Here is a 23944-nt window from a genome sequence, read left to right as displayed (position 1 = left end):
CGCCCCTAGACTGTTCGGGTGGCATTCGCTAGACGCACACCGGAGCCGAGGTCTCGCGCGCAGATCGTGAGCGACTCCATGCCGGTCGGCATGCACATCGCCGGGGCATGGTCGTGGCGCATCCTCGCGATCGTCGGGGTGATCGGGGTGCTGATCTTCCTGGTCATGCAGCTGCGCTACCTCGTCATCCCGCTGATGATCGCGGTGCTCGTCGCCGCGCTGCTGGTGCCGTTCAGCAACTGGCTGCAACGACACGGCTGGCCGAAGTGGCTGGCGGTGACGCTGTCAGAGGTGGGCATCATCGCGATCGTCGCCGGGCTGCTCTACATCGTCGTCGACCAGATCGCGCGCGGGGTTCCCGCCCTGCAAGCCAAAGCCGTGCAGCAATTCGAGGCGCTGAAGGCCTGGCTGGTCGACTCGCCGCTCCAGGTGAGCGAGGCCGACCTCAACGGCTACATCGCGGATGCCTGGGAGAACCTGCAGCGCGACAGCTCGTTCATCCTTTCCGGTGCCGCATCGCTCGGCTCCGTCTCCGGGCACCTGGTCACCGGGTTGCTGCTGACCCTGTTCTCGACCCTGTTCATCCTGATCGATGGCCGCGGCATCTGGAACTGGATCGTGCGCCTGTTCCCGCGCAAGGCGCGCCCGGCGGTGGCCGGCAGCGGTGAGGCCGGCTGGGTCACCCTGACCAACTTCGTCAAGGTACAGATCATGGTCGCCGCGATCGACGCCTTCGGCATCGGGCTCGGCGCGGTCATCCTGCAGTTGCCGCTCGCCATTCCGATCGCCGTCGCCGTGTTCCTCGGCTCGTTCATCCCGATCGTCGGTGCCGTGATCACGGGCGCCCTCGCGGTACTCGTCGCACTGATCTACTACGACATCTGGATTGCCCTGATCATGCTCGGCATCGTGCTGCTGGTGCAGCAGATCGAGGGGCATGTGCTGCAGCCGTTGATCATGGGCACCGTGGTGAAGGTGCACCCGCTTGCCGTGGTGCTCGCCGTCGCCGGCGGCGCCATGCTGGCCGGCATCCCCGGCGCGTTGTTCGCCGTGCCGGTCGTCGCCTCGCTGAACGCCATGATCAAGTACATTGCCGCAGGGCGATGGCGTACTACTCCGCACCCAACCATCAAGGACGTAACCAGGGATGCCTGACTCCCCACTTTCCGCACCAACCCTGAACGACATCGAAGAGGCGCGGACCACCGTTTCCCGAGTCGCCGAAGTGACGCCAATGGAGACCTCGCGGTACCTGTCCGAGCTGCTCGGGGTGTCGGTGCACCTGAAGTGTGAGAATCTGCAGCGCACCGGGTCGTACAAGATCCGCGGCGCATACAACCGGCTGGCGCGGCTGACCGACGAGGAGCGGGCCCGCGGCGTCGTGGCGGCCTCGGCCGGCAACCACGCCCAAGGTGTCGCGTTCGCCGCCCGGGAGCTCGGGGTAAAGGCCACCATCTTCATGCCGATCGGGGTCGCCCTGCCCAAGCTGCAGGCCACCCGCGGATACGGCGCGGAGGTCGTGTTGCGCGGTCACACCGTCGAGGAACCGCTGCGCGCGGCGGCGGAATTCGCGAAGTCGACCGGCGCCATCCTGATCCCGCCGTTCGATCACATTGACGTGATCACCGGCCAGGGCACGCTGGGTCTCGAAATCCTGGAGCAGGTTCCGGATGTCGAGACCGTGATCGTTCCGGTGGGCGGCGGCGGCCTCATCGCCGGTGTCGCCAGCGCGCTCAAGCAACGCGCCAAGGCGGAGGGTCGCAACATCCGGGTGATCGGTGTGCAGGCGGCCAACGCGGCCGCCTACCCGCCCTCGCTCGAGGCCGGCCACCCGGTCGAGATCACCGTCGGCCCCACGATCGCCGACGGCATCGCGGTGGGGAAGCCCGGCACACTGAATTTCGAGCTGATCCGCGACCTGGTCGATGAGATCGTCACCGTGGACGAGGACGACACAGCCAAGGCGCTGCTCGTTCTGATCGAGCGGGCGAAGCTCGTGGTGGAGCCGGCCGGCGCCGTTTCCGTTGCCGCGATCCTGAGCGGCAAGGTCACTGCGACCGGCCCGACCGTGGCGATCCTGAGCGGCGGAAACATCGACCCGCTGGTGATGGAACGCGTGGTCGCACACGGGCTGGCGGCATCCGAGCGGTACCTGAAGCTGCGGATTCCGCTGCCAGACCGTCCGGGCCAGCTCGCCCGCACCGCCGGGATCGTGGCGGAGCAGAACGCGAACGTGGTGGAGGTGCTGCACACCCGGCACGGCAGCGGCCTGCAGATCAGCCAGGTGGAGCTGGAGCTGCACATCGAGACACGCGGGCCGGAGCACGCGGAACACGTGCTGGCCGCGCTGCGCGCCGCCGGATACGACCCGCGCGTCTCGGGCTAAGGGGCACGGCCCCTCGGGGTAAGCCGGACGCCCTACGGCTTGTAGGTGGCGACCTTCTCGATCTCGACCGAGATCTCGTTGCCGTTCGGGGCGGTGTATGTAGTCTTGTCTCCGACCTTGAGGCCGAGGATGGAGATGCCGAGCGGGCTCGCCTCGCTGTACACGTCGAGGTCGCTGTCGCCGGCGATCTCGCGGTTGCCGATCAGGAAGGTGCTGTTATCGCCTTGGATCTTCGCGGTGATGACGGTGCCGGGCTCGACAATTCCGGTGCTCTCTGGCGCCTCGCCGACGCTGGCGGTGCGCAACAGGCTGGACAGCTGGCGGATGCGAGCCTCCATCTTGCCCTGTTCTTCCTTCGCGGCGTGGTAGCCGCCGTTCTCCTTGAGGTCGCCCTCTTCGCGGGCAGATTCGATGCGCTTGGCGATATCGGTACGACCTTCACCGCTCAGCTGCGTCAGCTCGGCGCTCAGACGGTCGTACGCCTCCTGCGTCAGCCAGGTAACTGAAGTGTCAGACATACTGCTCCTCATAACAAATGAGACCGGCCTGGTCTGGCCGGTCCCGATTAAGTGAATACACCAGTTTACGGCGTCCAGCAGCGATATATCAAGCCAGTGGTCGCCAGTTCGCTGGTGCGCACCGTGTCGCTGAGCAGTCGAACATGCTGGTCAGACGGCGGAACGTCGACGATCTTCCAACCAACGATCGCGAAGCTATCGCTGAGGGCGTGCACCGCGCAGCGGGCCTCGACACCGGGGTCGACGGTGAGCCGCCACTGCACTGACACCTCATGGTCGTCGACCACCGAGTACCCGGTGTCCCGCGCCTCCAGACTTGCGCCGGGTGCCAGTAATCCCGCCCACAGCAGCCAGCCGATCAGCACCAGGCCAACCGCCGTGCCTCCCGCCAGCAGCCATGCACGGTCGCGTCGCGCCCGTTTCGGCGTGCGACCATATCGCTCGTCAAGCCGGGCGGATGCCGGGTCGGTCACCTGATCTCCTCGCGATTACTCTTGTTCAAGGCTATTCGCTTTGCGAGTGCACAAAATACCGAGGAGAGCCGTGACCCTGCGCCTGCTTGCGGTCCATGCCCATCCCGACGATGAGTCGAGCAAGGGCGCCGCGACTGACGCCTACTACCTGAGCCGCGGCGCGCGCGTGATGGTGGTGAGCTGCACCGGGGGTGAGGCCGGCAGCATCCTGAACGACGGTCTCGACGCCCGTCATCACGCCGACCGCGACATCGCGGGCCTGCGCCGGCACGAGATGAACCGGGCGCGGCAGGCGCTCGGCGTCGAACACCGCTGGCTCGGCTTCAGCGACAGCGGACTGCCCGATGAGGGCGAGTCGATCGCGGCGAACTCGTTTGCGGCCTTGCCGGTTCAGGTCGCGGCCGAGCCGCTGGTGCGGCTGGTGCGCGATTTCCGCCCGCACGTGATCGTCAGCTACGACGAGAACGGCGGCTACCCGCATCCCGACCACATCCGCGCCCACGAGGTCACCATGCGCGCGTGGGAGGCGTCGGCCGATCCGAGCCAGTATCCGGATGCCGGTGAGCCCTGGTCGATCAGCAAGTTCTACTACGACCGGACCTTCAACGGCGAGCGCGCCCGCGCCATGCGCGACGCCCTGCGTGCGGCTCTGCCGGATGCCCCGATCACCGGCGCGCTCGACGAGATGATCGCACGCTGGGACCTGCGTGGATCCGATGCGACCACGCACATCGAGTGCGCCGAGTTCTTCGACGTGCGTGATGCAGCGCTGCGCTCGCACGCCAGCCAGGTGGCCCCGGATTCGGCGTTCTTCTTCTGGCCCAACGACATCCAGCGCGACGCCTGGCCCTACGAGGACTTCCTGCTTGCGCACTCCCGTGTTGAGAGCACCCTGCCCGAGAACGATTTGTTCGCGGGAATCATCGATGAGGAGACCGTGGCATGACCCTGCCCGCACTAATGCCCCTGGCGATCATGGCTTCGGCCGCGGTTGACGACGACGATGTGACACCCGGTCCCGAGGGGTTCCTGCTGACGGCGCTCGTCGTGGCGCTTGTGGTGCTGCTGATGCTCGACATGGTGCGACGGATTCGGCGCACCACCTACCGGGCGCAGATCCGCGAACGGCTCGCAGCCGAGGAGCAGGACCGGCAGTCAGGCGTGGATGACGCGGATGACGGGACAGACACGACTGACCCGGCAGACGCAGACGCGACGCCGACGGACGAGCCGCCGACCCCGACCCGTTAGAGCCGCGACCCGCTAGAACGTCGGCGGGTCGGTTGCCACGATGAGAATCGCGGCGAAGTGGCAGAGGAACGCCAGCACTGTCAGGGTGTGGAAGATCTCGTGGAAGCCGAACTTTCCGGGGAACGGATTCGGCCGCTTGACGCCGTAGATGACCGCGCCGACCGTGTAGAGCAGCCCGCCCACGATCACCAGCAGCATCATCGTGGCGCTGGTCTGGAACAAGTCGCCCATGTACATCACGGCGGCCCAGCCGAGCGCCAGGTACAAAGGCACATAGAGCCACCGCGGCGCAGAGATCCAGAACATGCGGAACCCGATGCCCAGCACCGTGCCCGCCCAGACCAGGGCCAGCAGCAGCTGCCCCTTCGACGGCGGCAGCGCCAGCACCGCGAGCGGCGTGTAGGTGCCGGCGATCAGCAGGAAGATGTTGGCGTGATCGAGCCGCTTCAGCATCCGCTTGGTCTTCGGCTGCCAGTCGAAGCGGTGGTAGGTCGCCGAAATCCCAAACATCAACAGCGAGGTGACGACGAACACCGCGGATGACCATTTCGCGGCCGCCCCCTCGGCGACGACGAGCAGCACGATGCCGGCGACAAGCGCCACCGGGAAGGTGCCGGCGTGGATCCAGCCGCGCCAAGTCGGCCGCGCCTCGACCGTGTCGAACGCGATCGCATCCTCAACCAGCGGCACGCTCGGCAGCTCCGCGCCAGGGTCCACCATCGAATCAGCAGGCTTCTCCCGATCGCTCATGGCGCCATGTTACGGCAGCCGTGCATCACCAAGTCGCTGGCAGGTCGGCTAACGTTGCCCTGTGAAGTTGAGGAGTAGCGCGCCGGGCAGAGGCTTCCTGTACGGGCTCTACCAAAAACGGGTACGCCGCCAACTGGCCGGACAGCCCCTGCCGCAGCACGTTGCCATGATCATTGACGGCAACCGTCGCTGGGCCAGGCAGCGCGCGCTCGAGACCACGGCGCACGGCCACCGGGCCGGCGCTGCGAAGATGGGCGAGTTCCTCACCTGGTGTGACGATCTCGGCATCCGGGTCGCGACCCTGTACCTGCTCTCGAACGACAACCTCACCAACCGCAACACCACAGAACTGCACGAACTCTTCGACATCATCGCCGACCTCGCCGATGAGCTGTCCCGCTTCCGAGACTGGCGGGTGAAGCACGTCGGCACCACAGACGGCCTGCCGCCGACCCTGGTCGCCATGCTCGAGGCGGCGGAGAACCGCACCGTAGGCAACAAGGGACTGCACATCAACCTCGCCGTCGGGTACGGCGGTCGCCGGGAGATCTCCGACGCCGTGCGCAGCATCGTGAGGCAACACGCTGAGGAGGGCGGAACGCTTGAAGACCTCGGCGAGCGGCTGACCCCGGCCCTGATCGGTGAGCACCTGTACACGAAGGGCCAGCCGGATCCCGACCTGGTGATCCGCACCTCCGGCGAGCAACGGCTGAGCGATTTCATGCTGTGGCAGAGCGCGCACAGCGAGTTCTACTTCGTTGAGGCGCTCGGCCCCGACCTGCGCGAGGTCGACTTCCTCCGCGCCCTGCGCGACTACGGCCGGCGCCAGCGAAGGTACGGCTCGTGACCGCTGTCGACGAGTATGCGGCGAGCTTCAGCGAAGAACCCGGATACCTCGACTTCGCCCGCGTTGGCCCGATCGGCGGCATCGTCCAAGCGGAACAGCAGGGCCAACAGGCGCTGCTCAGCCGTGCCCGGTTCGGCTCACTGGACTCCTTGGACAGCCAGGACGAACGGATGCGCGACGCCGTCAGCGCGCTGACCGGCTTCCCCTCCGACCAGGTCGTCTTCCAGACCAGCACCGGTCAGGGCCTGATGCACGCCATGTTCGGTCTCACCGGCGGGGTCGCGCTCTCCCCGGCGGAGTACCCCAGCGTCACCTATGCCGCACAGCGGGCATCCGAATCGCTCGGAGTCGTCACCCCGCTGTGGCTGGAAACCGACCACGGTCGCGTCACCCCCGGCAACCTGCGGGAGCAGCTCACCTCCACCACCGTCGCGGTCGCGGTGAGCCTGGTCGACTCCCGCACCGGCTACCTCGCCGACCTCGAGGGCATCCGCCAGGTGATCGGTGATCGGCTGCTGATCGTGGATGCGGTGCAGGGATTCGGCGTCGTGGATGCCCCGTACGAGGTTGCCGACGTGGTGGTGTCTGGCGGACAGAAGTGGGTGCGCGCCGGCTGGGGATGCGGCTTCATGGCGCTCAGCGACCGCGCCAGCGACCAGCTCGTTCCGGTCTGGTCTGGGGCGGATGGCGCGCAAGGTGACGGTGAATCGCTGGATGTGGTGCGCCCGCCGGCGCGCGGTGCCGCAGCCTTCACCGTGTCGAACCCCGACCCGATCGCCGAGGCCCGGTTCGCCGCGGCGCTTGAGCAGATCGCGGTAGTCGGGGTCAGCGACATCCGTCAGCGCATTTCAGGCACGGTGTCTCAAATCATCGACATCGCCGATGAATTTGTGATCCCGGTCAGCTCGTCCAGGGATGAGACCGAGCGGGCCGGCATCGTGGTGCTGCAGCCGGCGCCGGACCAGCTGACCGTTCTGGTGGCATCCCTGCACAACCATGGCGTCACCGTCACCACCCGGGAGGGCACGGTGCGGGTGAGCGCGCACGCCTCCACCAACGGCGAGACGCTGGACATGCTGCGGGCGGCCTTCCTGTCGTTCGCCACTCTCAGCCAGGGTTAACCTGCCCGTAACCCGCGTTCTGGCGTGTCGATTCGCGGTGGAGCACCCGGGCGACGTAGCGTCGTTCGCATCAGGCATGGCGCCTGATCGAGACGGCCACGCAAGTTCGTTTCGTAACCGCCCATGGCCGTCGAGAAGACTGGATCCGGGTGCTTGCCACCCGGGGATGGAGTGGTAGTGACGCTCGAAACCCCCAAGCGACAGACCAGCCAGGCGACATCGGCCGCGATCCAGACGGGGGAGCGCACGTACGTGCTCGACACGTCGGTGCTGCTGAGCGATCCGAAGGCCATCTTCCGCTTCGCAGAACATTCCGTCGTGCTGCCCGTGGTGGTGATCGCCGAGCTAGAAGCCAAACGCAAGGACCCCGAGATCGGGTATTTCGCGCGGCAGGCGCTCCGCAACCTCGACGAGTTGCGCGTGAAGCATGAGCGACTCGATTTTCCGATCTCCGTTGGGGAAGACGGCGGATCACTTCGGGTCGAACTCAACCACTCCAACCAGGCGGTGCTGCCGAGCGGCCTGCAACTGCACGATAACGACTCGCGCATCCTCGCCGTGGCGCAGAACCTGGCGAACGACGGCCTGGCCGTCACCGTGGTGTCGAAGGACCTGCCGCTGCGGGTGAAGGCGGCGTCGATCGGCCTCGCCGCGGAGGAGTACCGGGCCGAGCAGGCCGTCGACTCCGGCTGGACCGGTCAGGCTGACATCGACCTGTCCGCGGAGCAGATGGCGCAGCTCTACGACAACGAGCAGCTGCACTCCCGGCTCGTGGTCGATATGCCGGTGAACACTGGGCTGGTAATCCACTCCGAGCGGGGATCGGCACTCGGCCGCGTGGCCGGCAAGGGCGAGATCAAACTGGTGCGCGGCGACCGGGACGTGTTCGGGTTGCACGGTCGGTCGGCGGAGCAGCGGCTCGCCATCGACCTGCTGCTCGACCCGGAGATCGGCATCCTGTCGCTCGGTGGTCGCGCCGGAACCGGCAAGTCGGCGCTGGCGCTGTGCGCCGGTCTTGAGGCCGTGCTGGAACGCCAGCAGCACCGCAAGATCATGGTGTTCCGTCCGCTCTACGCGGTCGGCGGTCAGGAACTCGGATTCCTCCCCGGCGATGCGGCTGAGAAGATGAACCCGTGGGGTCAGGCGGTGTTCGACACGCTCGGGGCGCTGGTCAGCGAGAACGTGCTCGACGAGGTGATGGAGCGCGGCATCCTCGAGGTGCTTCCGCTCACGCACATTCGTGGGCGTTCGCTGCACGACGCGTTCGTGATCGTGGATGAGGCGCAGTCGCTGGAGCGCAACGTGCTGCTCACCGTGCTCAGCCGGATCGGGCAGAACTCGCGGGTGGTGCTCACCCACGACGTGGCGCAGCGCGACAACCTGCGCGTGGGCCGCCACGACGGCGTCGCCTCGGTGATCGAGACGCTGAAGGGGCACCCGCTGTTCGCCCACATCACCCTCACCCGCTCGGAGCGGTCGGCGATCGCGGCGCTGGTCACCGAGATGCTGGAGAGCAACGAGCTGTCCTAGCGCGCTCGGGTAACAGACCCGAACCCCCGCCGCGGAAGGATCCGGTGGGGGTTCGATCTGTGCGCTTGGGTGGCCGTGGCCCCGGCCCCGGTTCGGGCGCGGCCCGGGCCGAGCGCCGCGCTTTCTCACGAGCGCCGCGGCAAAACCGCGGCGCTCACGCGAAACCGCGGCGCTCACCTCGCTGGCAGGTGCTAGTGGCCGCGCAGGCGTTCGATGTCGCGCCGCTCACGCTTGGTCGGGCGGCCCGCGCCGCGGTCACGCACGATCTGCAACGGCACCTCGGTGGGTGGCGGCGATGGAGGAGTCTTGTCGATCGCGGCTTGCGCGGCGACCGGTGCGCCGACGCGTTTCACGAGGATGCCGGAAACCTCGAGGATGCGGTCGAATCCCTCGATGCGCACGCGCACCTCATCACCGATGCGAACAGGCTGCGCCGGCTTCACCCGCTCGCCATTCAGCCGCACGTGGCCGGCACGGCACGCGGCAGTCGCCAGCGAGCGGGTCTTGTACACCCGCACCGCCCACAACCAGGCGTCGATGCGCGCCGACGATTGCTGATCCACGGCGTCGAGTCTACGAGCGCCAGGGCACTCTTCCAGCCCGAGTGGCGCGTGTTCGACGTGTCGAGTGCCGCTCAAGTCGGGCATTCGGTCGTTCCGGGTGCGCGGGAAGGACGAAAGGGCAGACCTCACGTGTGGGGTGCCGCGCCCGGGCGATGCGGGGCGGATGTCGGACGTGTCGAGTTGCCCTCAAGTCGGGCAATCGGCCCTTCCTGGCGCTTGGGAACGACGAAAGGGCAGACCTCACAGCCCGGGAACGCGAGACAGCCCGGGAACGCGAGTCGGCCCGGGAACGCGAGTCACGCCCACGAACGCGAGTCGGCCCGGGAACGCGAAACGGGCCCCGCACACGTGCGAGGCCCGTCCGAACAGGTGCGGCTTAGCCCGGGTGGGTCATGCTGAGCACATCGAGGGCGGCATCGAGCTGCTCCTCGGTGATCTCACCGCGCTCGACGAAGCCGAGCTCGATGACGGCCTCGCGCACGGTGATGCTCTGCTTCACCGAGTGCTTCGCGATCTTCGCCGCGGCCTCGTAGCCGATGATCTTGTTCAGCGGCGTCACGATCGACGGCGACGACTCGGCCAGCGCACGGGCGCGGTCGACGTTCGCCTCAAGGCCGCGCACGGTCTTGTCGGCCAGCGCGCGGGTGGAGTTCGAGAGCAGCCGGATCGACTCGAGCAGCGCGGTGCCCATCACAGGGATGGCCACGTTCAGCTCGAAGCTGCCGGATGCGCCGGCCCAGGCGATGGTCGCGTCGTTGCCGATCACTCGCGCGCACACCATCAGCACCGCCTCGGGGATGACCGGGTTGACCTTGCCGGGCATGATCGAGGAGCCGGGCTGCAGGTCGGGGATGTTCAGTTCGCCGAGGCCGGTGTTCGGACCGGAGCCCATCCAGCGCAGGTCGTTGTTGATCTTGGTCAGCGACACGGCGATCACGCGCAGCGCACCGGATGCCTCGACCAGGCCGTCGCGGGCGCCCTGCGCCTCGAAGTGGTCCACCGCCTCGGTGATCGGCAGACCGGAGTCTTCCGCGAGCACCGCGATGACCTTCTGCGGGAAGCCGACCGGGGTGTTGATGCCGGTGCCGACCGCGGTGCCGCCGAGCGGAACCTCGGCGACGTGGGGGATGGTCGCCTGTACGCGCTCCACGCCGAGGCGGATCTGGCGGGCGTAGCCGGCGAACTCCTGACCGAGGGTGACCGGGGTGGCGTCCATCAGGTGGGTGCGGCCCGCCTTGACGACGGTCTTCCACAGTTCAGCCTTCTCCTCGAAGGCGTCGGCGAGGTAGTTCAGCGCGGGAATCAGGTCGTTCAGCAGCGCCCCGGTCACGGCGACGTGCACCGAGGTCGGGAAGACGTCGTTCGAGGACTGCGACGCGTTGACGTGGTCGTTCGGGTGCACCCGGCTGCCGGCGATCTCGGTGGCGAGGGTCGACAGCACCTCGTTCATGTTCATGTTCGAGGAGGTGCCGCTGCCGGTCTGGTAGGTGTCCACCGGGAACTGGTCGTGGTGCTTGCCGCCGATGAGCTGGTCGGCCGCCGCGACGATGGCCTGGCTGAGCTTCTGATCCACGATGCCGAGCGAGCCGTTCACGATGGCCGCGGCGCGCTTCACCCGGGCGAGCGCGACGATCTGCGCCGCCTCGAGCCCGCTGCCGGAGATCGGGAAGTTCTCGACCGCACGTTGCGTCTGCGCGCTGTACAGAGCGGATGCCGGAACCCTCACCTCGCCCATGGTGTCGTGCTCGATGCGGTACTCGGTCTCAGGGGAGCTGCTCACGGCATTGTGTCTTTCTTTGTTGGGGACAGTTCTTCTCCGACGTCGCCGACGACGAAGTACGGAACCGCGCGGCCCTCCACGAGCCGGTAGTTCACGGCGACTACCGCCAGCGTACCGGCGGCGATCGCATCGCTGATCAGCTCAGAGGACTCGAGCAGGTCTCGGACGGTGTCTTTCAGGTGCTCGCGCAGCACCTCCTGCGAGTCGACCGCGCGCGGGTCGGTGATCACGGCGCCACCCACCCGGTGCACGGCCGGCACGATGGGTCCGATCAGGTGCGCGATGTGCGGCGGCAGGGGAGCGGCATCCGGGCCGGTCGAGTCGATCGCCGCCCTCACGGCACCGCACCGGTCGTGTCCGAGCACCACGATCAGCGGCACGCCCAGCACGCTCACCGCGTACTCGAGTGAGCCGACCACGGATTCGGAGATCACCTGCCCGGCGTTACGCACCACGAACAGGTCGCCGAGGCCCTTGTCGAAGATGATCTCGGCGGCGAGCCTGGAGTCGCTGCATCCGAACAACGCGGCATGCGGTTCCTGTTCGAACGCGACCGATTCACGACGTTCCACATCCTGACGCGGATGCCGCGGGGTGCCGGCGACGAAGCGCTCGTTGCCGCGCAGCATCTGCCGCCACACCTCGGCGGGAGTCCGCGTCGTGTTCACCGTCCGCCCTCCGCGGCGAGGATGTCGCCGGCGAGCGATTCGGCGACGGCGTCGAAGTCGGCGTCGGTGGCGGTGCCGTTCAACACGACACTGCTCGCGCCCGCCTGCGTGGTCATCGAGTATGCGAAGTTGCCGGGATCGCGGGTGTCGCGCTGGTCGAACACCTGCCAGGTCACCCCGTCGATCGTTCTCTCGCCGGTGGGCTGTTCATTCTTGAGCAGTTCAGCCACCCACGCCTCGCCCTCGTTGATGCCCTGGTTCACGGCGATGTAGCCGTCGGCTGGAGTGATCAGCCCGATGTACCAGGTGAAGCTGCCGTCGCTGGTTCCGGGACGAGCCTCGGCCCGGTTCGCCTCCCAGTCGGTCGGCACATCCGGCACCAGCAGCGGTTCGTCAATGCCGGGCTGCGTTCTCTCGGCCACGGAGCGGAAGTCGACCGTGTCGTGCATGGCGGTGTTCGGGCGGGCGACGACCAGCACCAGGAACAGCACGATGCCGAGCGAGGCGAGTAGCGCGATGACCAGGTTGACCGGGTTCTGCGCCGCGCGGTGCACCCGCGAGGTCTCCGCCTTGCGCGCCGCGGTCTCGTCCGGGGTTTCCGGTCGGCCGAGTTCCGCGACGATGCGCGGTCCTGACGACTTGCGGGCAGCCATGCCTACTCGGATGCCGCGGCCCGTGCCGCGTCGAGACGAGCCTTGGCGCCGATCAGCCACTCTTCGCAGCGCTTGGCGAGAGCCTCACCGCGCTCCCACAGCTGCAGCGACTGCTCCAACGTGGCGGCGCCCTGTTCGAGCTCGGTCACGACACGAACCAGTTCGTCGCGTGCCTCTTCATAGCTGAGCTGAGAAACGTCGGGGGAGTCAGTTGCCACGGGTAAATCCTACCGACGCTTCGGGCTCTCGATTCTCAGCGGAGTCCACGACGGTGGACACGCGACCGTCGGCGACGGTGAGGAGGAGATGTGTGCCGACCTCGACGTCGGCGGCGCGGCGCAGCGCGGTGCCGTCGGGCAGTTGGGCGATCGCGTAACCGCGGTCGAGGGTGCGCTGCGGCGACAGGGCGCGCAGGTGCCGGGTCAGCTCGCCCACCCGGTTGTGCGCCTTCTCGATCTGGTAGGTCAGCAGTTCCGAGCCGCGTGCCACGTACCGGGTGAGCTCCTGCGAGCGGGAGTCGACGATGGTCGCGGGCGTGGCGAGAACCGGGCGGGACCGCAATTGGGTGAGGAGCGCGATCTCGTGCGACAGCAGCGAGGTGATGCGCATCCCGATCCGGGCGCGGGTCTGATGCACCCGGGCAAGCTCTTCGGCGACATCCGGAACCACTCGCTTCGCGGCATCCGTCGGCGTGGAGGCACGCAGGTCGGCCACGTCGTCGAGCAGCGGGCGGTCGGCCTCGTGACCGATCGCCGACACGATCGGGGTGGTGCATGCCGCGGCGGCCCGCACCAGCTTCTCGTCGCTGAAGCCCAGCAGGTTCTGGAAGTCACCACCGCCGCGCGCCACGATGATCACCTCGACCTCAGGGTCTGCGTCGAGCGTGCGCAGCGCGCCGATCACCTCTGGCACGGTGCGGTCACCCTGCACGGCGGCATGGATGACGCGGAACTGGACGGACGGCCAGCGCAGCTGCGCGTTGCGCAGTACGTCTTTCTCGGCGTCCGAGTCCTTGCCGGTGATCAGGCCGATGCAGCCGGGGAGGAACGGCAACGGCTTCTTGCGGGATGCCGCGAACAGCCCCTCAGCGGCGAGGGTTTGCCGCAGCCGTTCCAGCCGCTCCAGCAGGTCGCCGATGCCCACGTGTCGCAGCTCGAACACCTGCATGGTGAGCGAGCCGCCCTTGACCCAGTAGTTGGGTTTGATCAGGGCGATCACGTGGTCGCCCTGCTTGAAGTCCTTGGCGAGCCGCGCCTTCACCGACGACCAGATGGTGAAGGACAGCGTGGCATCGACCTCGAGGTCCTTGAGCTTGCCGTAGACGTTGCCACCGGAGACCCCCCATTGGGTGATCTCGCCCTCGACCCAGGCGGTGCCGAGTCTGTCGATCCAACCCTTGATCTTGCCGGAGAGCAGGCTCACCGACCAGGGCGCGTCGACGGTGGGCGGCGCATCAACAATCGTCACCGGGGGACTCCTCCTATCAGCTGGATATGTCAGCTGGTTGCATCAGCTCGGCCGCGAGATCCTCGGTAAAGAGGCGCTCGCAGCTTCGGCCAGCGGCTCAGCCTAGACTGGATGAGTGAGTACCATCACGAACGGCCGAGCCCTCAGCCTTGAGATCCCGCGGATTCCCGCGGTTCGTAACAGGCTAAAGGACACCCCTGTCAGCGCGCCCAAGCGGGTGCTGCTTGCTGCGCCCCGCGGATACTGTGCAGGAGTGGATCGCGCGGTGATCGCGGTCGAGAAGGCTCTGGAGCATTACGGCTCGCCGGTGTACGTGCGCAAGCAGATCGTGCACAACATCCACGTGGTGTCCACGCTGGAGCAGAAGGGCGCCATCTTCGTCGACGAGGTGGATGAGGTGCCGGTCGGCGCCCACGTCGTCTTCAGCGCTCACGGCGTTTCGCCCGCTGTGGTGCAGGGCGCCGCCGACCGCAACCTGCAGGCCATCGACGCCACCTGCCCGCTGGTCACCAAGGTGCACCGCGAGGCCACCCGCTTCGCCAAGCAAGATCGCGACATCCTGCTGATCGGCCACGCCGGGCACGAAGAGGTGGAAGGCACGATGGGGCACGCCCCGGAACGCACCACGCTGGTGAACAGCCCCGACGAGGTGGACACCCTTCAGGTGAGAGATCCCGACAACCTGGTGTGGCTCTCGCAGACCACGCTCAGCGTCGACGAGACCATGGAGACGGTGCGGCGGCTGCGGGAACGGTTCCCGAATCTGCAGGATCCACCGAGCGACGACATCTGTTACGCCACCCAGAACCGTCAGGTTGCAATCAAGAAGGTGGCCCAAGACGCTGACCTGGTGATCGTGGTGGGTTCGGCGAACAGCTCGAACAGCGTGCGCCTGGTCGAGGTGGCGCTGGAATACGGCGCGAAGGCCGCGTACCGCATCGACTACGCCGACGAGATCCAACAGGAATGGCTGACCGGGGTGGCGTCCATCGGCGTCACCAGCGGGGCATCCGTTCCCGAGGTGCTGGTGCAGGAAGTGCTGAACGACCTCGCCGACGCCGGCTACGTCGACGTGCAGCCCGTGGTCACCGCCGAGGAGGACCTGATGTTCTCGTTGCCGAAGGAACTGCGACGGGACCTGACCGGGCAACAGGATGCGCGCGCCCTGGGCGGACGCACCCGCAAGCTGGACTGGCAGGCGAAGTGACCGAGCCGGCGGCCCAGCCGCAGTACGGCGCATACGCCACGCCAGAGCAGCAGGCGAAGGCCCGCGGAATTGTGCCGCCTCCCGAGGTCGTGCAGCCGAAGCTGGCGGCGCCGGTCGAGGCGCGTCCGAAGCGGCAGGTCGACCGGATCGTCTCGATGGTGTTGCTGGCGATCGGTTTCGTGAACGTCACCACCAGCATCCCGAGCTGGCTCAACCTGCCCAGCACGCTGCAACTGGCGTACGACCAGCTCGGCATCGGCACGTACACCGCGACGGCGCTCGCCGACAGCCTCGGCGTTGTGGCGATCGTGGTGCAAGCGGCGATCTGGATTGCCGCACTGGCCATCACCGTGCCGCTGATCCGCAGCAACCGGCTGTCCTGGTGGGTGCCCCTGGTGGCCGGGGCGGTGGCCTTCCTCGCGGTCATGGTGATCGTCTACATCGCAATGGCCGGCGATCCCGCGTTCGTCGCGAACCTCACCACGGCCGGCTGATCGCCGTCTCCGGGGCGCGGGCACTGTCCCGAATGTCGCACCCACGCCGTAGCATCGCGGTTGTGGATTTGGCCGCAGCGTCCAGGAACATCGTGTCGCGATACACGGTGCGCGCAGTCACGCTCGCCGCTGGTTCCACCGGCATCGTCTGGCTGGTGGTGGACGCCCTGCTGCTGATCGACGTGTTGGCCGCGCGTGAGCGCCTCGCCGTGGCGGGCATCCCGTTGGCCTGTCTGGCGGTGCAGATCGGGCTCCTGGTGCTCGCGCTGGCGCGCCCGGGTCGGGCGACCGCGATCCTGTACCTGGCCGTCGGCGCCCTGTGCGTCTTCGCCTTTCAGGCAATCGTGCTGTCAGAACTGCCGGATGTGCAGGCCAACGGGGAAATGCTGCTCAACCGGGGCGCTTTCACGCTGGCGCTGCTCGGCGCGGTCACGGGCAGCGCCCTCAGCGGGCTGGTCTGGTGCCTCTCCGGCTTTGCGCTCGGCACCCTGGCGACGCTCGCGGCATCCGGTGTGCTCGGGTTGCCTCCCCGGGTCGCCGAGGGGCCGGTGATCGCGGCGCTCACGTTCAGTGCGGTGCTGGTGTCGCTCTGGTTCAGCCTGAGGCTCCACGACCGGCGCACCGAGGACCTCGCCGCCGCCGAAGCCGCCAGCGAGCGGATGTCCGCCGGCCGAGATGCAGAACACCGCGCCGCCGCGCTGATTCACGACACCGTTCTCGGCGACCTCACGGCGATCGTGCACAGCGCCGGCCCGCTTACCGCCACTGAACGCGATCGAATCGAAGCGGATGCCGCGGCACTGGCCTCGGTGATCGAGCGGGGCGGGTTCCCCCCTCCGACGCGGCGCTCGCTGCAGCACGACATCCGCGAGATCGTGACGGACTACGAGTCGATCGGGCTGAGGGTCGACGTGAGCGGTCACAGTGCGGCGCTCGGCGATCTTGAGGCGGCAAGCCGCGACGCCATGCTGAGCGCGATCCGCGCCTGCCTCGACAACGTCGTGAACCATGCCGACACCGACTCGGCCGATGTGTTCATCGACCGCGACGCGCAGCAAATGACCGTCATGGTCGTCGATCACGGCACCGGATTTCTGATCGACGATGTCTCGTTGGACCGGCTGGGCATCCGCAACTCCATCGTCGGGCGGCTGCGCCGGGCGGGCGGCAGCGCCACAATCTGGACTCAACCCCAAATCGGCACCTCGGTGATCCTCTCGGTGCCGCGCGACCCCGCGGAGGTGCTGGATGAGAGGTGACGCGCTGCTGATCTCGCCGCACGACGCGGATCCGCTCAGCTGGTTCAGCAGCCGCTACCTGCCGATCGCGTTCGGCGGTGTCGCGCTGTCGCTGGGCGCCGTCACGATCATCGCGTCCTGGCCCCATAGCAAGCCGGTTCCCCAACTAATCGCCTTCCTCTGTTTCGCGGTGGCGTTTCCGCTGATCGGCCGTTTGACCGCGCCACATCGCACCGGGTTCCGGCTCCGCCACGCCATCGTGCCGTTGCTGCTCTCCTGGGTCGGGGTGGGGCTGTCTGCGATCGGATACGCCCGCGGAACCATGCCGGTGGAGCACTGGTGGGCGCCGATCGCCGCGGCCTGCGTGCTGATGGCGCTGATCACTCGCAGCTCCGCCCTGAAGCTGAGCTGCTATGCCCTGGCGTCGACCGTGGTCTGCGCGCTGGCAACCGGGCTGGTCTGGCACGGCGAACTCGATCCCTGGCCCCCGCTCAGCATTGCCCTGATCGCCGGGATCACCCCGCTGATGGGTGGCATCGCGGCGGCCGTCTATTCCGGCTACATGGTGAGCCACACCCTGGTCGCCCGCGATGCGGCAGCGCCCGGCCACGGCACCCGGAGCGGTGTGCAGGAGCACGCCACGGCGGTGTTGCGGAATGGCCGGATCTCCGCCGTCGCCGAGACGGTGAGCGCGTTCCTGTTGCGCATCGCGCGGCGCGCCGAGGTGGGCGATGACGACCGCGCTGAGGCGGCGGCCCTCGCCGACCGGGTGCGCTCGGTGCTGGTCGCCCGGGTGCAGAGCACCTGGCTCGACGACCTCGCGGCCGAGCACGAACTCACCGTTCTCGACCCGAACGGTCGTGCCGAGCGGATGACGGCGCCGCAGCGTGCGGTGGTCCGCGGCATCCTGTCCACGGTTCTCGGCAGTCCGATGCTCGAGCCCGGAACCCTGCGGATCAGCCTGCGCGGGCAACCGGATGACGCGACTGCGGTCGATGTGCGGATGAAGCTGACCATGCCGGAGGCCCGGCGGGTGAGGCTGCTGGCCCCCTACTACCTGACCTTGCAGACCGTGGCCCGCGACCTGCACTGGGAGGCGGGCGAGCAGCTGCGCGTACGCTTTCAGCTGCCCGCCACGCCTCGGCAGAGCTTGTTACAACAGACCTACTTGCCGGAGTAGCCGGCCGAGCCGAGCTGCTTGGTGGCCTCCACCACACGGGCGGCCATGTTGCGCTCGGCGACCTTGCCCCAGGCGCGCGGGTCGTACAGCTTCTTGTTGCCGACCTCGCCGTCGACCTTCAGCACACCCTCGTAGTTCGCGAGCATGTACCCGGCGATCGACCGGGTGAACGCGTACTGCGTGTCGGTGTCGATGTTCATCTTGATCACACCGTTGGCCACGGCCTCAGCGATCTCGGCATCCGATGATCCGGATCCACCGTGGAAGACCAGGTCGAGCGGGTTCGGGCCGGTGCCGTACTTGGCCTGCAGGCCGTCCTGGATCTCCTTGAGCAGCGACGGCCGCAGTTGCACGTTGCCCGGCTTGTACACGCCGTGCACGTTGCCGAAGGTGAGGGCTGCCATGTACCGGCCCTGCTCGCCGAGGCCCAGCGCGTCGACGACCGCAATGGCGTCATCCAGCGTGGTGTACAGGTGCTCGTTGATGTCGTGGCTGACGCCGTCTTCTTCGCCGCCGACGACGCCGATCTCGACCTCGAGGATGGCGTTGATCGCCTTCATCCGGGGGAGGAGTTCCTTGGCGATCTCGACGTTCTCGCCGAGCGGCACGGCCGAGCCGTCCCACATGTGCGACTGGAAGATCGGGTTGCGTCCGGCCCTGACCTCAGATTCGGATGCCTCGATCAACGGCAGCACGAAGCCGTCGAGGGCGTCCTTGGGACAGTGGTCGGTGTGCAGCGCGACCGTGACCGGGTAGTTCTTCGCCGCCTCGGTGGCGAATGCGGCGAAGGCGAGCGCGCCGGACGCGCGGGCCTTGACGCTCTGGCCGGCGAAGTAGTCGGCGCCGCCGGTGGTCACCTGGATGATGCCGTCGGATTCCGCGTCGCTCAGCCCCTGCAGCACCGCGTTGATCGTCTGTGATGACGAGACGTTGATGGCGGGGTAGGCGAACCCCTTGGTCTTCGCCTTGTCAAGCATTTCGGCGTACTGGTCGGGGGTGGCGATAGGCATACTCTCTCCTTCGAGGCATCACGCTGCGGCGATCAGCCCTGGTCCGCGGTGTGGTCTTGTTCCGAGTCTATTGATCGAGCGAGCCGCGCGCCTGCTCTGATCGGCATACTTGAGGAATGAGCAACCCAATCGTCGTCACCGCCATCTTCGAACCCGCCGAGGGACAGCACGACGCCGTGCTCGACGTGCTGAAGCCGTCGATCGCGGCGGTGCACGAAGAAGACGGATGCCTGCTGTATGCGATCCACGAGAACCCGACCGGCACGATCGTGATGATCGAGAAGTGGGCCACCGAGCAACTCCTCGACATTCACGGCAGCAGCCCCGCGGTCGTGGCGCAGCGCGCGGCGCTGGACGGCCTGCTCGCCCGGCCGGTCGAGGTCACCCGTTTGGTGCCGATTCCCGCCGGTACGCCCGAGCAGGGCTCGCTCTGAACTGTCCTCAACTGGGGGCCTGCGCGATAGGCTGAGAGCGCGACGCTGTCACCACCCGGCGTGTTTTCCTGCACAAAGAATCACAATTTAAGGACGCCATTCAGATGACACCGGACGACTCAATCCTCATCGAACAGCCCGATCGCAACCTCGCCATGGAACTGGTGCGCGCCACCGAGGCCGCCGCCATCCGCGCCTACCCGTTCATCGGACGCGGCGACAAGAACGCCGCTGACAAGGCCGCCGTCGACGCCATGCGCAAGTTCCTCGGCACCGTGAACTTCGACGGCGTCGTCGTGATCGGCGAGGGGGAAAAAGACCAGGCGCCGATGCTCTACAACGGCGAGCACGTCGGCAACGGCCGCGGACCCGCCTGCGACATCGCGGTCGACCCGATCGACGGCACCTCGCTCACCGCCGCCGGCCGCCAGAACGCGATCTCGATGATCGCGGTGTCCGACCGGGGCACCATGCTCGACGCGTCATCCGTGTTCTACATGGACAAGATCGTCACCGGCCCCGAAGGCGTCGGTGTCATCGACATCCGCAAACCGATCGGCGAGAACCTGCGGGCGCTGGCTGCGGCGAAGGGAACGGATGTCTCGGAGCTTCGGGTTGCGGTGCTGGACCGTCCGCGCCACGCGCAGTTGATCGACGACATCCGCGCCGCGGGTGCCGGCACCCGGCTGATGCTCGACGGCGACGTCGCGGGCGGCATCAACGCGGCACGCTACGAAAGCCGCATCGACATGTGCGTCGGCATCGGTGGCAGCCCGGAGGGTGTGGCCACCGCCGCCGCGATCAAGGCGCTCGGCGGATTCCTGCAGGGCCGGCTGGCTCCCGGCTCCGACGAGGAGAAGCAGCGTGGCCTCGACGCCGGGCTCAAGTTCGACTACGTCTACGAGGCCGATGAGCTCGTCTCGGGCCACAACACCTTCTTCGTGGCGACCGGTGTGACCAACGGTGAGCTGGTCGCGGGCGTGCGCCGCAAGGGGCCGATCATCAAGACCGAGAGCGTGGTGCTGCGCTCACACTCCGGCACCATCCGCCGCGTGCTGGCCGATCACCTCGTCTCGAAGTGGCTCGAGGACTAAGCCGCTCCACCACCTGAACCCTCGGGTGCGCGGTGACTCATCGAGCGCCGCCCTTTCGCACGAGCGCCGCAGTTCTGACGGCGGCGCTCGCACGAAAGTGCGGCGCTCGTGGCGTCGGTGGCGCTTCGCGAACCTGACGCCCAGCGCCCCCTTGTCGCCGCCTCTCGGGCGGCCTAACGTGGCGCCCACGAGGTGCTACTCGTGCCCACGAGGTGCTACTCGTGCCGGAGGCAAGGGAATGGGCAATGAAGTGGGTCAGGCCTGACGACGTCGACTACGACGCGACCTGCGCGCTGTTCAACGCGATGATCGCCCGGCGCCCGGCGGTGATCGCCGCCTGCGCCAGCGCGGATGACGTCAGAGAGGCGTTGGCATACGCGCGTCAACATTCGCTGGCCGTCGCGGTCTTCGACCCCGATAACGTCTTCCGCGGCAATCAGAACATCGAGCCCGCCGCGTGACGGGAGGCTCGCGATGTTCCGTGACCGTCGGGATGCCGGCCGCCGGCTCGCGCAGCGGCTGCTGCAGTACCGCGGACCCGACACGGTGGTGCTCGGCCTGCCGCGCGGCGGCGTGCCGGTCGCGGCCGAGGTCGCCGATACCCTCGCCGCTCCGCTCGACGTGATCGTGGTGCGGAAACTCGGTGTGCCGCAGCAGCCGGAATTGGCGATGGGCGCGGTCGGCGAGGGCAACGTGATCGTGGTCAACGACCGGATCGTGCGGGATATGGGGGTGAGCAAGGCGGTGCTGGCCGCGGCGGCTGATCGGGAGCGGCAGGTCGTCGAGGAGCGTGCCCGCCGGTTCCGCCCGGGCCAGCCACGCCTGTCGCTGGTGGGTAAGACCGCGCTCGTCGTCGACGATGGGCTGGCCACCGGCTCAACGGCGCGCGCGGCCTGTTCCGTGGCCCGCGCCGCCGGGGCATCGGTGGTGGTCCTCGCGGTGCCCGTGGCCCCGGCCGACGCCGCGCCGGCGGACTGGCCGCAGGTCGACGAGTTCGTCTGCCTGCAGCAGCCCTACCGGTTCAACGCCGTCGGGGAGTTCTACGACCACTTCGGCCAGACCAGCGATGACGAGGTGGTCGCGCTGTTGGAGCGCGCGGCGGTCAACACCGCCGCCAGGACCACCGCCGGCCGCGCGCCGCCCGGAAGGGCAGCGGAGGGGGATGTCGGGAGCGGGGGCGCCGCGCATTCCGGCGCAGATCAGGACGTCGTCATCCCGGTGGGCGACGACACCGTGTTACCCGGCCACGTCACGCTTCCGCCGGACTCGCTCGGAGTGGTGCTGTTCGCCCACGGCAGCGGCAGCAGCCGCACCAGTCCCCGTAACCGATACGTCGCCTCGGTGCTGCACAACGCAGGGCTCGGAACCGTGCTCTTTGACCTGCTGACCACGGCCGAGGAGTCCCGCCGGTCCAACGTCTTCGACATCGATCTGCTGTCAGCGCGGCTGGGTGCCGCGAGCGATTGGGCCGCGCGGCAGCCCTGGGCTGCCGGCCTGCCGATCGCGTACTTCGGCGCCAGCACGGGTGCTGCTGCCGCACTCGCGGCTGCAGCGGCCCGGGGCGAGGGCGTTTCGGCCGTCGTCTCACGGGGTGGTCGACCCGACCTCACCATTCCGGTGCTTCACCGGGTCACGTCGCCCACCCTGCTGATCGTCGGCGGTCACGACGAGGCGGTGCTCGAGCTCAACCGCGAGGCGCAGCGCCACCTGCAGTGCGAGAACAAACTTGCCGTGGTGCCTGGCGCCACCCACCTGTTCGAGGAGCCGGGAACCCTAAACGAAGCAGCCCGTTTGGCACGCGACTGGTTTTTGACGCACCTGGGCGGCACGGGCGTCTCTTAGGCCGCGTTCACATCCTGTGGGCGCGCGGCGTCAATTCGCTCGGTCGAGGGCGCGGTGTGCTCGACGGACCCGGCAGTCACCTCGGCAGCCACCTCGGCGGGTGCCGCGGTCGTCAACTCGTACGCCGTCAGCTCACGCGGCGACTCCTCGATGCCGGCCAGCGGGCCGAGCACCTTGGTCTCGTCGAGCGCGTTCAGCTTGCGGGCGCTCGGCAGCACCTGGCGTTCCATCGAGCCGACGAAGGCGTTGTAGTTCTTGACCGTGCTCTCGATCGAGCGCCCCAGCTTCTCGATGTGCTCAGACAGCTTCGCCAACCGGGTGTACAGCTCGCGGCTGAGGTCGAACAGCTGTTTGGCGTCTTCGGTGAGCACGTCCTGCTGCCAGCTGAACGCCACCGTCTTCAGCACCGACCACAGGGTCACCGGCGACGACAGTGCCACCCGCTTGCCGAAGGCGTAGTCCATGATCGACGGGTCGGCTTCCATCGCGCTTGACACCAGCGACTCGCTCGGGATGAACGCGATCACGAGTTCGGGGGAGGCCTCGAGTCCCGCCCAGTAGGTCTTGCTGGCGAGCGCGTCGATATGCGCGCGCAACGCCTTCACGTGCTGCTTGATCAACTGCTCGCGGCGCACGGCCTCCTCGCCGGTGGCGGTGACCGGGATCTGGCTGGCCTCGAGGTACGAGTTGAACGGAACCTTCGCGTCGACCGCGATGTTCTTGCCCCCGGGCAGGTGCACCACCATGTCGGGGCGACCCGATCCGGCATCCGAACTGATGCTGGACTGCACGTCGAAGTCGACCCGCTCGATCAGCCCGGCGGCCTGCACCACGTTGCGCAGCTGGGTCTCGCCCCACACTCCGCGGGTGCTGTTGCTCTTGAGCGCGGACGCCAGCGACTCGGCCGTGGCGCGCAGCCGCTCCTCGGATTCGTTCGCCGCCTTCAACTGCTGGCTCAGCTCGCCGTGCTGCAGGCTGCGCTGGGTCTCGAGCTCGGTGACCTTCAGCTGCATCGCCCGCAGGTTCTCCTGCACCGGGGTCAGCGCCTGCAGCACCTTGCTCTCGGCGCGGTCGCGTTCGGTCTGGGCCTGGTGCTCGGCGCGCTGACGATCCACCAGCTCGCGCTGCTGCTCCTGCAGGCCGACGATCTGCGCCCGGAACGCCGACGCGGTGGCGTGCACCGAGGCGAGCTCCGCCGAGAGGCGGGCCTGGACGGCCTGCTCCTCGGCGCGCATCTCGGCCAACCGAGCCTGCTCGACGGACCGCAGCTGCGCCAGCTCGGCGGCGTGGCGGGCCTCGACCAGCGCCGGGTCTTCGCCGGCGGCCGAGGGCCGCGACCGCACGTACAGCAACGCAGCCACGCCGCCCAGCAGCACCCCGATGACCAGGCCGATGAGCAGTGCGAGAAGATCCATGACTTCAGTGTGTCAGCGGCATC

General features: G+C 68.0%; 26 protein-coding genes. 15 read left to right on the top strand and 11 right to left on the bottom strand.

Annotated features, from left to right (window positions below; translation table 11 throughout):
- The first annotated feature begins 18 nt into the window (after positions 1–18).
- Both HCT51_RS12185 and ilvA read left to right on the top strand, forming a co-directional pair.
- Complete coding sequence (locus HCT51_RS12185) at positions 19–1155, top strand: AI-2E family transporter (RefSeq protein WP_224760473.1); 1137 nt, start codon at positions 19–21, stop codon at positions 1153–1155.
- Complete coding sequence (gene ilvA / locus HCT51_RS12180; RefSeq protein ID WP_166878140.1) at positions 1148–2386, top strand: threonine ammonia-lyase; 1239 nt, start codon at positions 1148–1150, stop codon at positions 2384–2386. The genes HCT51_RS12185 and ilvA overlap by 8 nt, the downstream gene beginning before the upstream one ends.
- 32 nt (positions 2387–2418) lie before the next feature.
- On the opposite strand, the gene greA is transcribed toward ilvA, so the two are convergent.
- Positions 2419–2904 (bottom strand): transcription elongation factor GreA, encoded by a 486-nt coding sequence (gene greA, locus HCT51_RS12175; RefSeq protein ID WP_166878136.1) that lies wholly within the window; start codon positions 2902–2904, stop codon positions 2419–2421.
- A 65-nt stretch (positions 2905–2969) separates the two neighbouring features.
- The gene (locus HCT51_RS12170; protein WP_166878133.1) at positions 2970–3377 is read right to left on the bottom strand and encodes a DUF4307 domain-containing protein; all 408 of its coding nucleotides are present in this window, start codon (positions 3375–3377) and stop codon (positions 2970–2972) included.
- A 70-nt stretch (positions 3378–3447) separates the two neighbouring features.
- Here HCT51_RS12170 and mca point away from each other — a divergent pair, with 70 nt between their 5' ends.
- Both mca and HCT51_RS12160 read left to right on the top strand, forming a co-directional pair.
- The gene (mca, locus tag HCT51_RS12165; protein WP_166878130.1) at positions 3448–4323 is read left to right on the top strand and encodes a mycothiol conjugate amidase Mca; all 876 of its coding nucleotides are present in this window, start codon (positions 3448–3450) and stop codon (positions 4321–4323) included.
- A complete protein-coding gene (locus HCT51_RS12160; RefSeq protein ID WP_166878127.1) occupies positions 4320–4628 on the top strand; it encodes a hypothetical protein in 309 nt (102 codons plus the stop codon). The genes mca and HCT51_RS12160 overlap by 4 nt, the downstream gene beginning before the upstream one ends.
- A 12-nt stretch (positions 4629–4640) precedes the next feature.
- Here HCT51_RS12160 and trhA read toward each other — a convergent pair whose 3' ends face one another.
- Entirely contained in the window at positions 4641–5378 is a 738-nt protein-coding gene (trhA, locus tag HCT51_RS12155; RefSeq protein ID WP_166878125.1) for a PAQR family membrane homeostasis protein TrhA, read from the bottom strand.
- Between the two features lie 61 nt (positions 5379–5439).
- Between trhA and HCT51_RS12150 the strand changes: the two genes are divergently transcribed.
- From HCT51_RS12150 to HCT51_RS12140, 3 genes are all read left to right on the top strand, one after another.
- On the top strand, positions 5440–6225 hold the full coding sequence (locus HCT51_RS12150; RefSeq protein WP_166878121.1) for an isoprenyl transferase: 786 nt from the start codon (positions 5440–5442) through the stop codon (positions 6223–6225).
- Positions 6222–7346 (top strand): aminotransferase class V-fold PLP-dependent enzyme, encoded by a 1125-nt coding sequence (locus HCT51_RS12145; RefSeq protein WP_166878119.1) that lies wholly within the window; start codon positions 6222–6224, stop codon positions 7344–7346. The genes HCT51_RS12150 and HCT51_RS12145 overlap by 4 nt, the downstream gene beginning before the upstream one ends.
- A 123-nt stretch (positions 7347–7469) precedes the next feature.
- Positions 7470–8876 carry a PhoH family protein gene (locus tag HCT51_RS12140; RefSeq protein ID WP_166878117.1) on the top strand — a complete coding sequence of 469 codons (1407 nt, stop codon included), beginning with the start codon at positions 7470–7472 and terminating at the stop codon, positions 8874–8876.
- Positions 8877–9067: 191 nt separating this feature from the next.
- Here HCT51_RS12140 and HCT51_RS12135 read toward each other — a convergent pair whose 3' ends face one another.
- The 6 genes from HCT51_RS12135 to xseA form a co-directional block, all read right to left on the bottom strand.
- Positions 9068–9439 (bottom strand): RNA-binding S4 domain-containing protein, encoded by a 372-nt coding sequence (locus HCT51_RS12135; protein WP_224760472.1) that lies wholly within the window; start codon positions 9437–9439, stop codon positions 9068–9070.
- A gap of 376 nt (positions 9440–9815) precedes the next feature.
- Positions 9816–11219: a class II fumarate hydratase gene (locus HCT51_RS12130; protein WP_166878113.1), complete on the bottom strand. Its 1404-nt coding sequence runs from the start codon at positions 11217–11219 to the stop codon at positions 9816–9818.
- Complete coding sequence (locus tag HCT51_RS12125; protein WP_166878868.1) at positions 11216–11848, bottom strand: carbonic anhydrase; 633 nt, start codon at positions 11846–11848, stop codon at positions 11216–11218. Before HCT51_RS12125 ends, HCT51_RS12130 begins: the two co-directional genes overlap by 4 nt.
- A 35-nt stretch (positions 11849–11883) precedes the next feature.
- Positions 11884–12540, bottom strand: coding sequence for a DUF4245 domain-containing protein (locus HCT51_RS12120; RefSeq protein ID WP_166878111.1), 657 nt, complete (start codon positions 12538–12540; stop codon positions 11884–11886).
- 2 nt (positions 12541–12542) lie between these two features.
- Entirely contained in the window at positions 12543–12758 is a 216-nt protein-coding gene (locus HCT51_RS12115) for an exodeoxyribonuclease VII small subunit (protein ID WP_166878109.1), read from the bottom strand.
- Positions 12748–14007, bottom strand: coding sequence for an exodeoxyribonuclease VII large subunit (xseA, locus tag HCT51_RS12110; protein WP_166878104.1), 1260 nt, complete (start codon positions 14005–14007; stop codon positions 12748–12750). Before xseA ends, HCT51_RS12115 begins: the two co-directional genes overlap by 11 nt.
- Before the next feature lie 154 nt (positions 14008–14161).
- Here xseA and HCT51_RS12105 point away from each other — a divergent pair, with 154 nt between their 5' ends.
- From HCT51_RS12105 to HCT51_RS12090, 4 genes are all read left to right on the top strand, one after another.
- Positions 14162–15214 (top strand): 4-hydroxy-3-methylbut-2-enyl diphosphate reductase, encoded by a 1053-nt coding sequence (locus HCT51_RS12105; protein ID WP_166878865.1) that lies wholly within the window; start codon positions 14162–14164, stop codon positions 15212–15214.
- Positions 15211–15708 carry a DUF6264 family protein gene (locus HCT51_RS12100; protein WP_166878101.1) on the top strand — a complete coding sequence of 166 codons (498 nt, stop codon included), beginning with the start codon at positions 15211–15213 and terminating at the stop codon, positions 15706–15708. Before HCT51_RS12105 ends, HCT51_RS12100 begins: the two co-directional genes overlap by 4 nt.
- Before the next feature lie 62 nt (positions 15709–15770).
- Positions 15771–16967 carry a sensor histidine kinase gene (locus HCT51_RS12095; RefSeq protein WP_166878098.1) on the top strand — a complete coding sequence of 399 codons (1197 nt, stop codon included), beginning with the start codon at positions 15771–15773 and terminating at the stop codon, positions 16965–16967.
- A complete protein-coding gene (locus HCT51_RS12090) occupies positions 16957–18126 on the top strand; it encodes a hypothetical protein (protein WP_166878095.1) in 1170 nt (389 codons plus the stop codon). The genes HCT51_RS12095 and HCT51_RS12090 overlap by 11 nt, the downstream gene beginning before the upstream one ends.
- Here HCT51_RS12090 and fbaA read toward each other — a convergent pair.
- Positions 18111–19136 (bottom strand): class II fructose-bisphosphate aldolase, encoded by a 1026-nt coding sequence (fbaA, locus tag HCT51_RS12085; RefSeq protein WP_166878092.1) that lies wholly within the window; start codon positions 19134–19136, stop codon positions 18111–18113. The two genes, HCT51_RS12090 and fbaA, sit on opposite strands and share 16 nt — an antisense overlap.
- A 116-nt stretch (positions 19137–19252) precedes the next feature.
- Between fbaA and HCT51_RS12080 the strand changes: the two genes are divergently transcribed.
- The 4 genes from HCT51_RS12080 (at position 19253) to HCT51_RS12065 (ending at position 22506) form a co-directional block, all read left to right on the top strand.
- Positions 19253–19570 carry a putative quinol monooxygenase gene (locus HCT51_RS12080; RefSeq protein WP_166878089.1) on the top strand — a complete coding sequence of 106 codons (318 nt, stop codon included), beginning with the start codon at positions 19253–19255 and terminating at the stop codon, positions 19568–19570.
- A 104-nt stretch (positions 19571–19674) separates the two neighbouring features.
- Positions 19675–20664, top strand: a complete 990-nt coding sequence (glpX, locus tag HCT51_RS12075) for a class II fructose-bisphosphatase (RefSeq protein WP_166878086.1) — start codon at positions 19675–19677, stop codon at positions 20662–20664.
- Positions 20665–20909: 245 nt separating this feature from the next.
- Positions 20910–21125 carry a hypothetical protein gene (locus HCT51_RS12070; RefSeq protein ID WP_191413606.1) on the top strand — a complete coding sequence of 72 codons (216 nt, stop codon included), beginning with the start codon at positions 20910–20912 and terminating at the stop codon, positions 21123–21125.
- A gap of 13 nt (positions 21126–21138) precedes the next feature.
- Positions 21139–22506, top strand: coding sequence for a phosphoribosyltransferase family protein (locus HCT51_RS12065; protein ID WP_166878083.1), 1368 nt, complete (start codon positions 21139–21141; stop codon positions 22504–22506).
- Here HCT51_RS12065 and HCT51_RS12060 read toward each other — a convergent pair.
- Entirely contained in the window at positions 22503–23921 is a 1419-nt protein-coding gene (locus HCT51_RS12060; protein ID WP_166878079.1) for a DNA recombination protein RmuC, read from the bottom strand. The genes HCT51_RS12065 and HCT51_RS12060 overlap by 4 nt on opposite strands.
- Positions 23922–23944 lie beyond the last annotated feature (23 nt).

Source organism: Salinibacterium sp. ZJ450, assembly GCF_011751885.2.
In the GTDB taxonomy this organism is placed as follows: Bacteria; Actinomycetota; Actinomycetes; order Actinomycetales; family Microbacteriaceae; genus Ruicaihuangia.
Note: the sequence above shows the minus strand (reverse complement) of the source record. Positions and strands in the feature narration are given on the sequence as shown.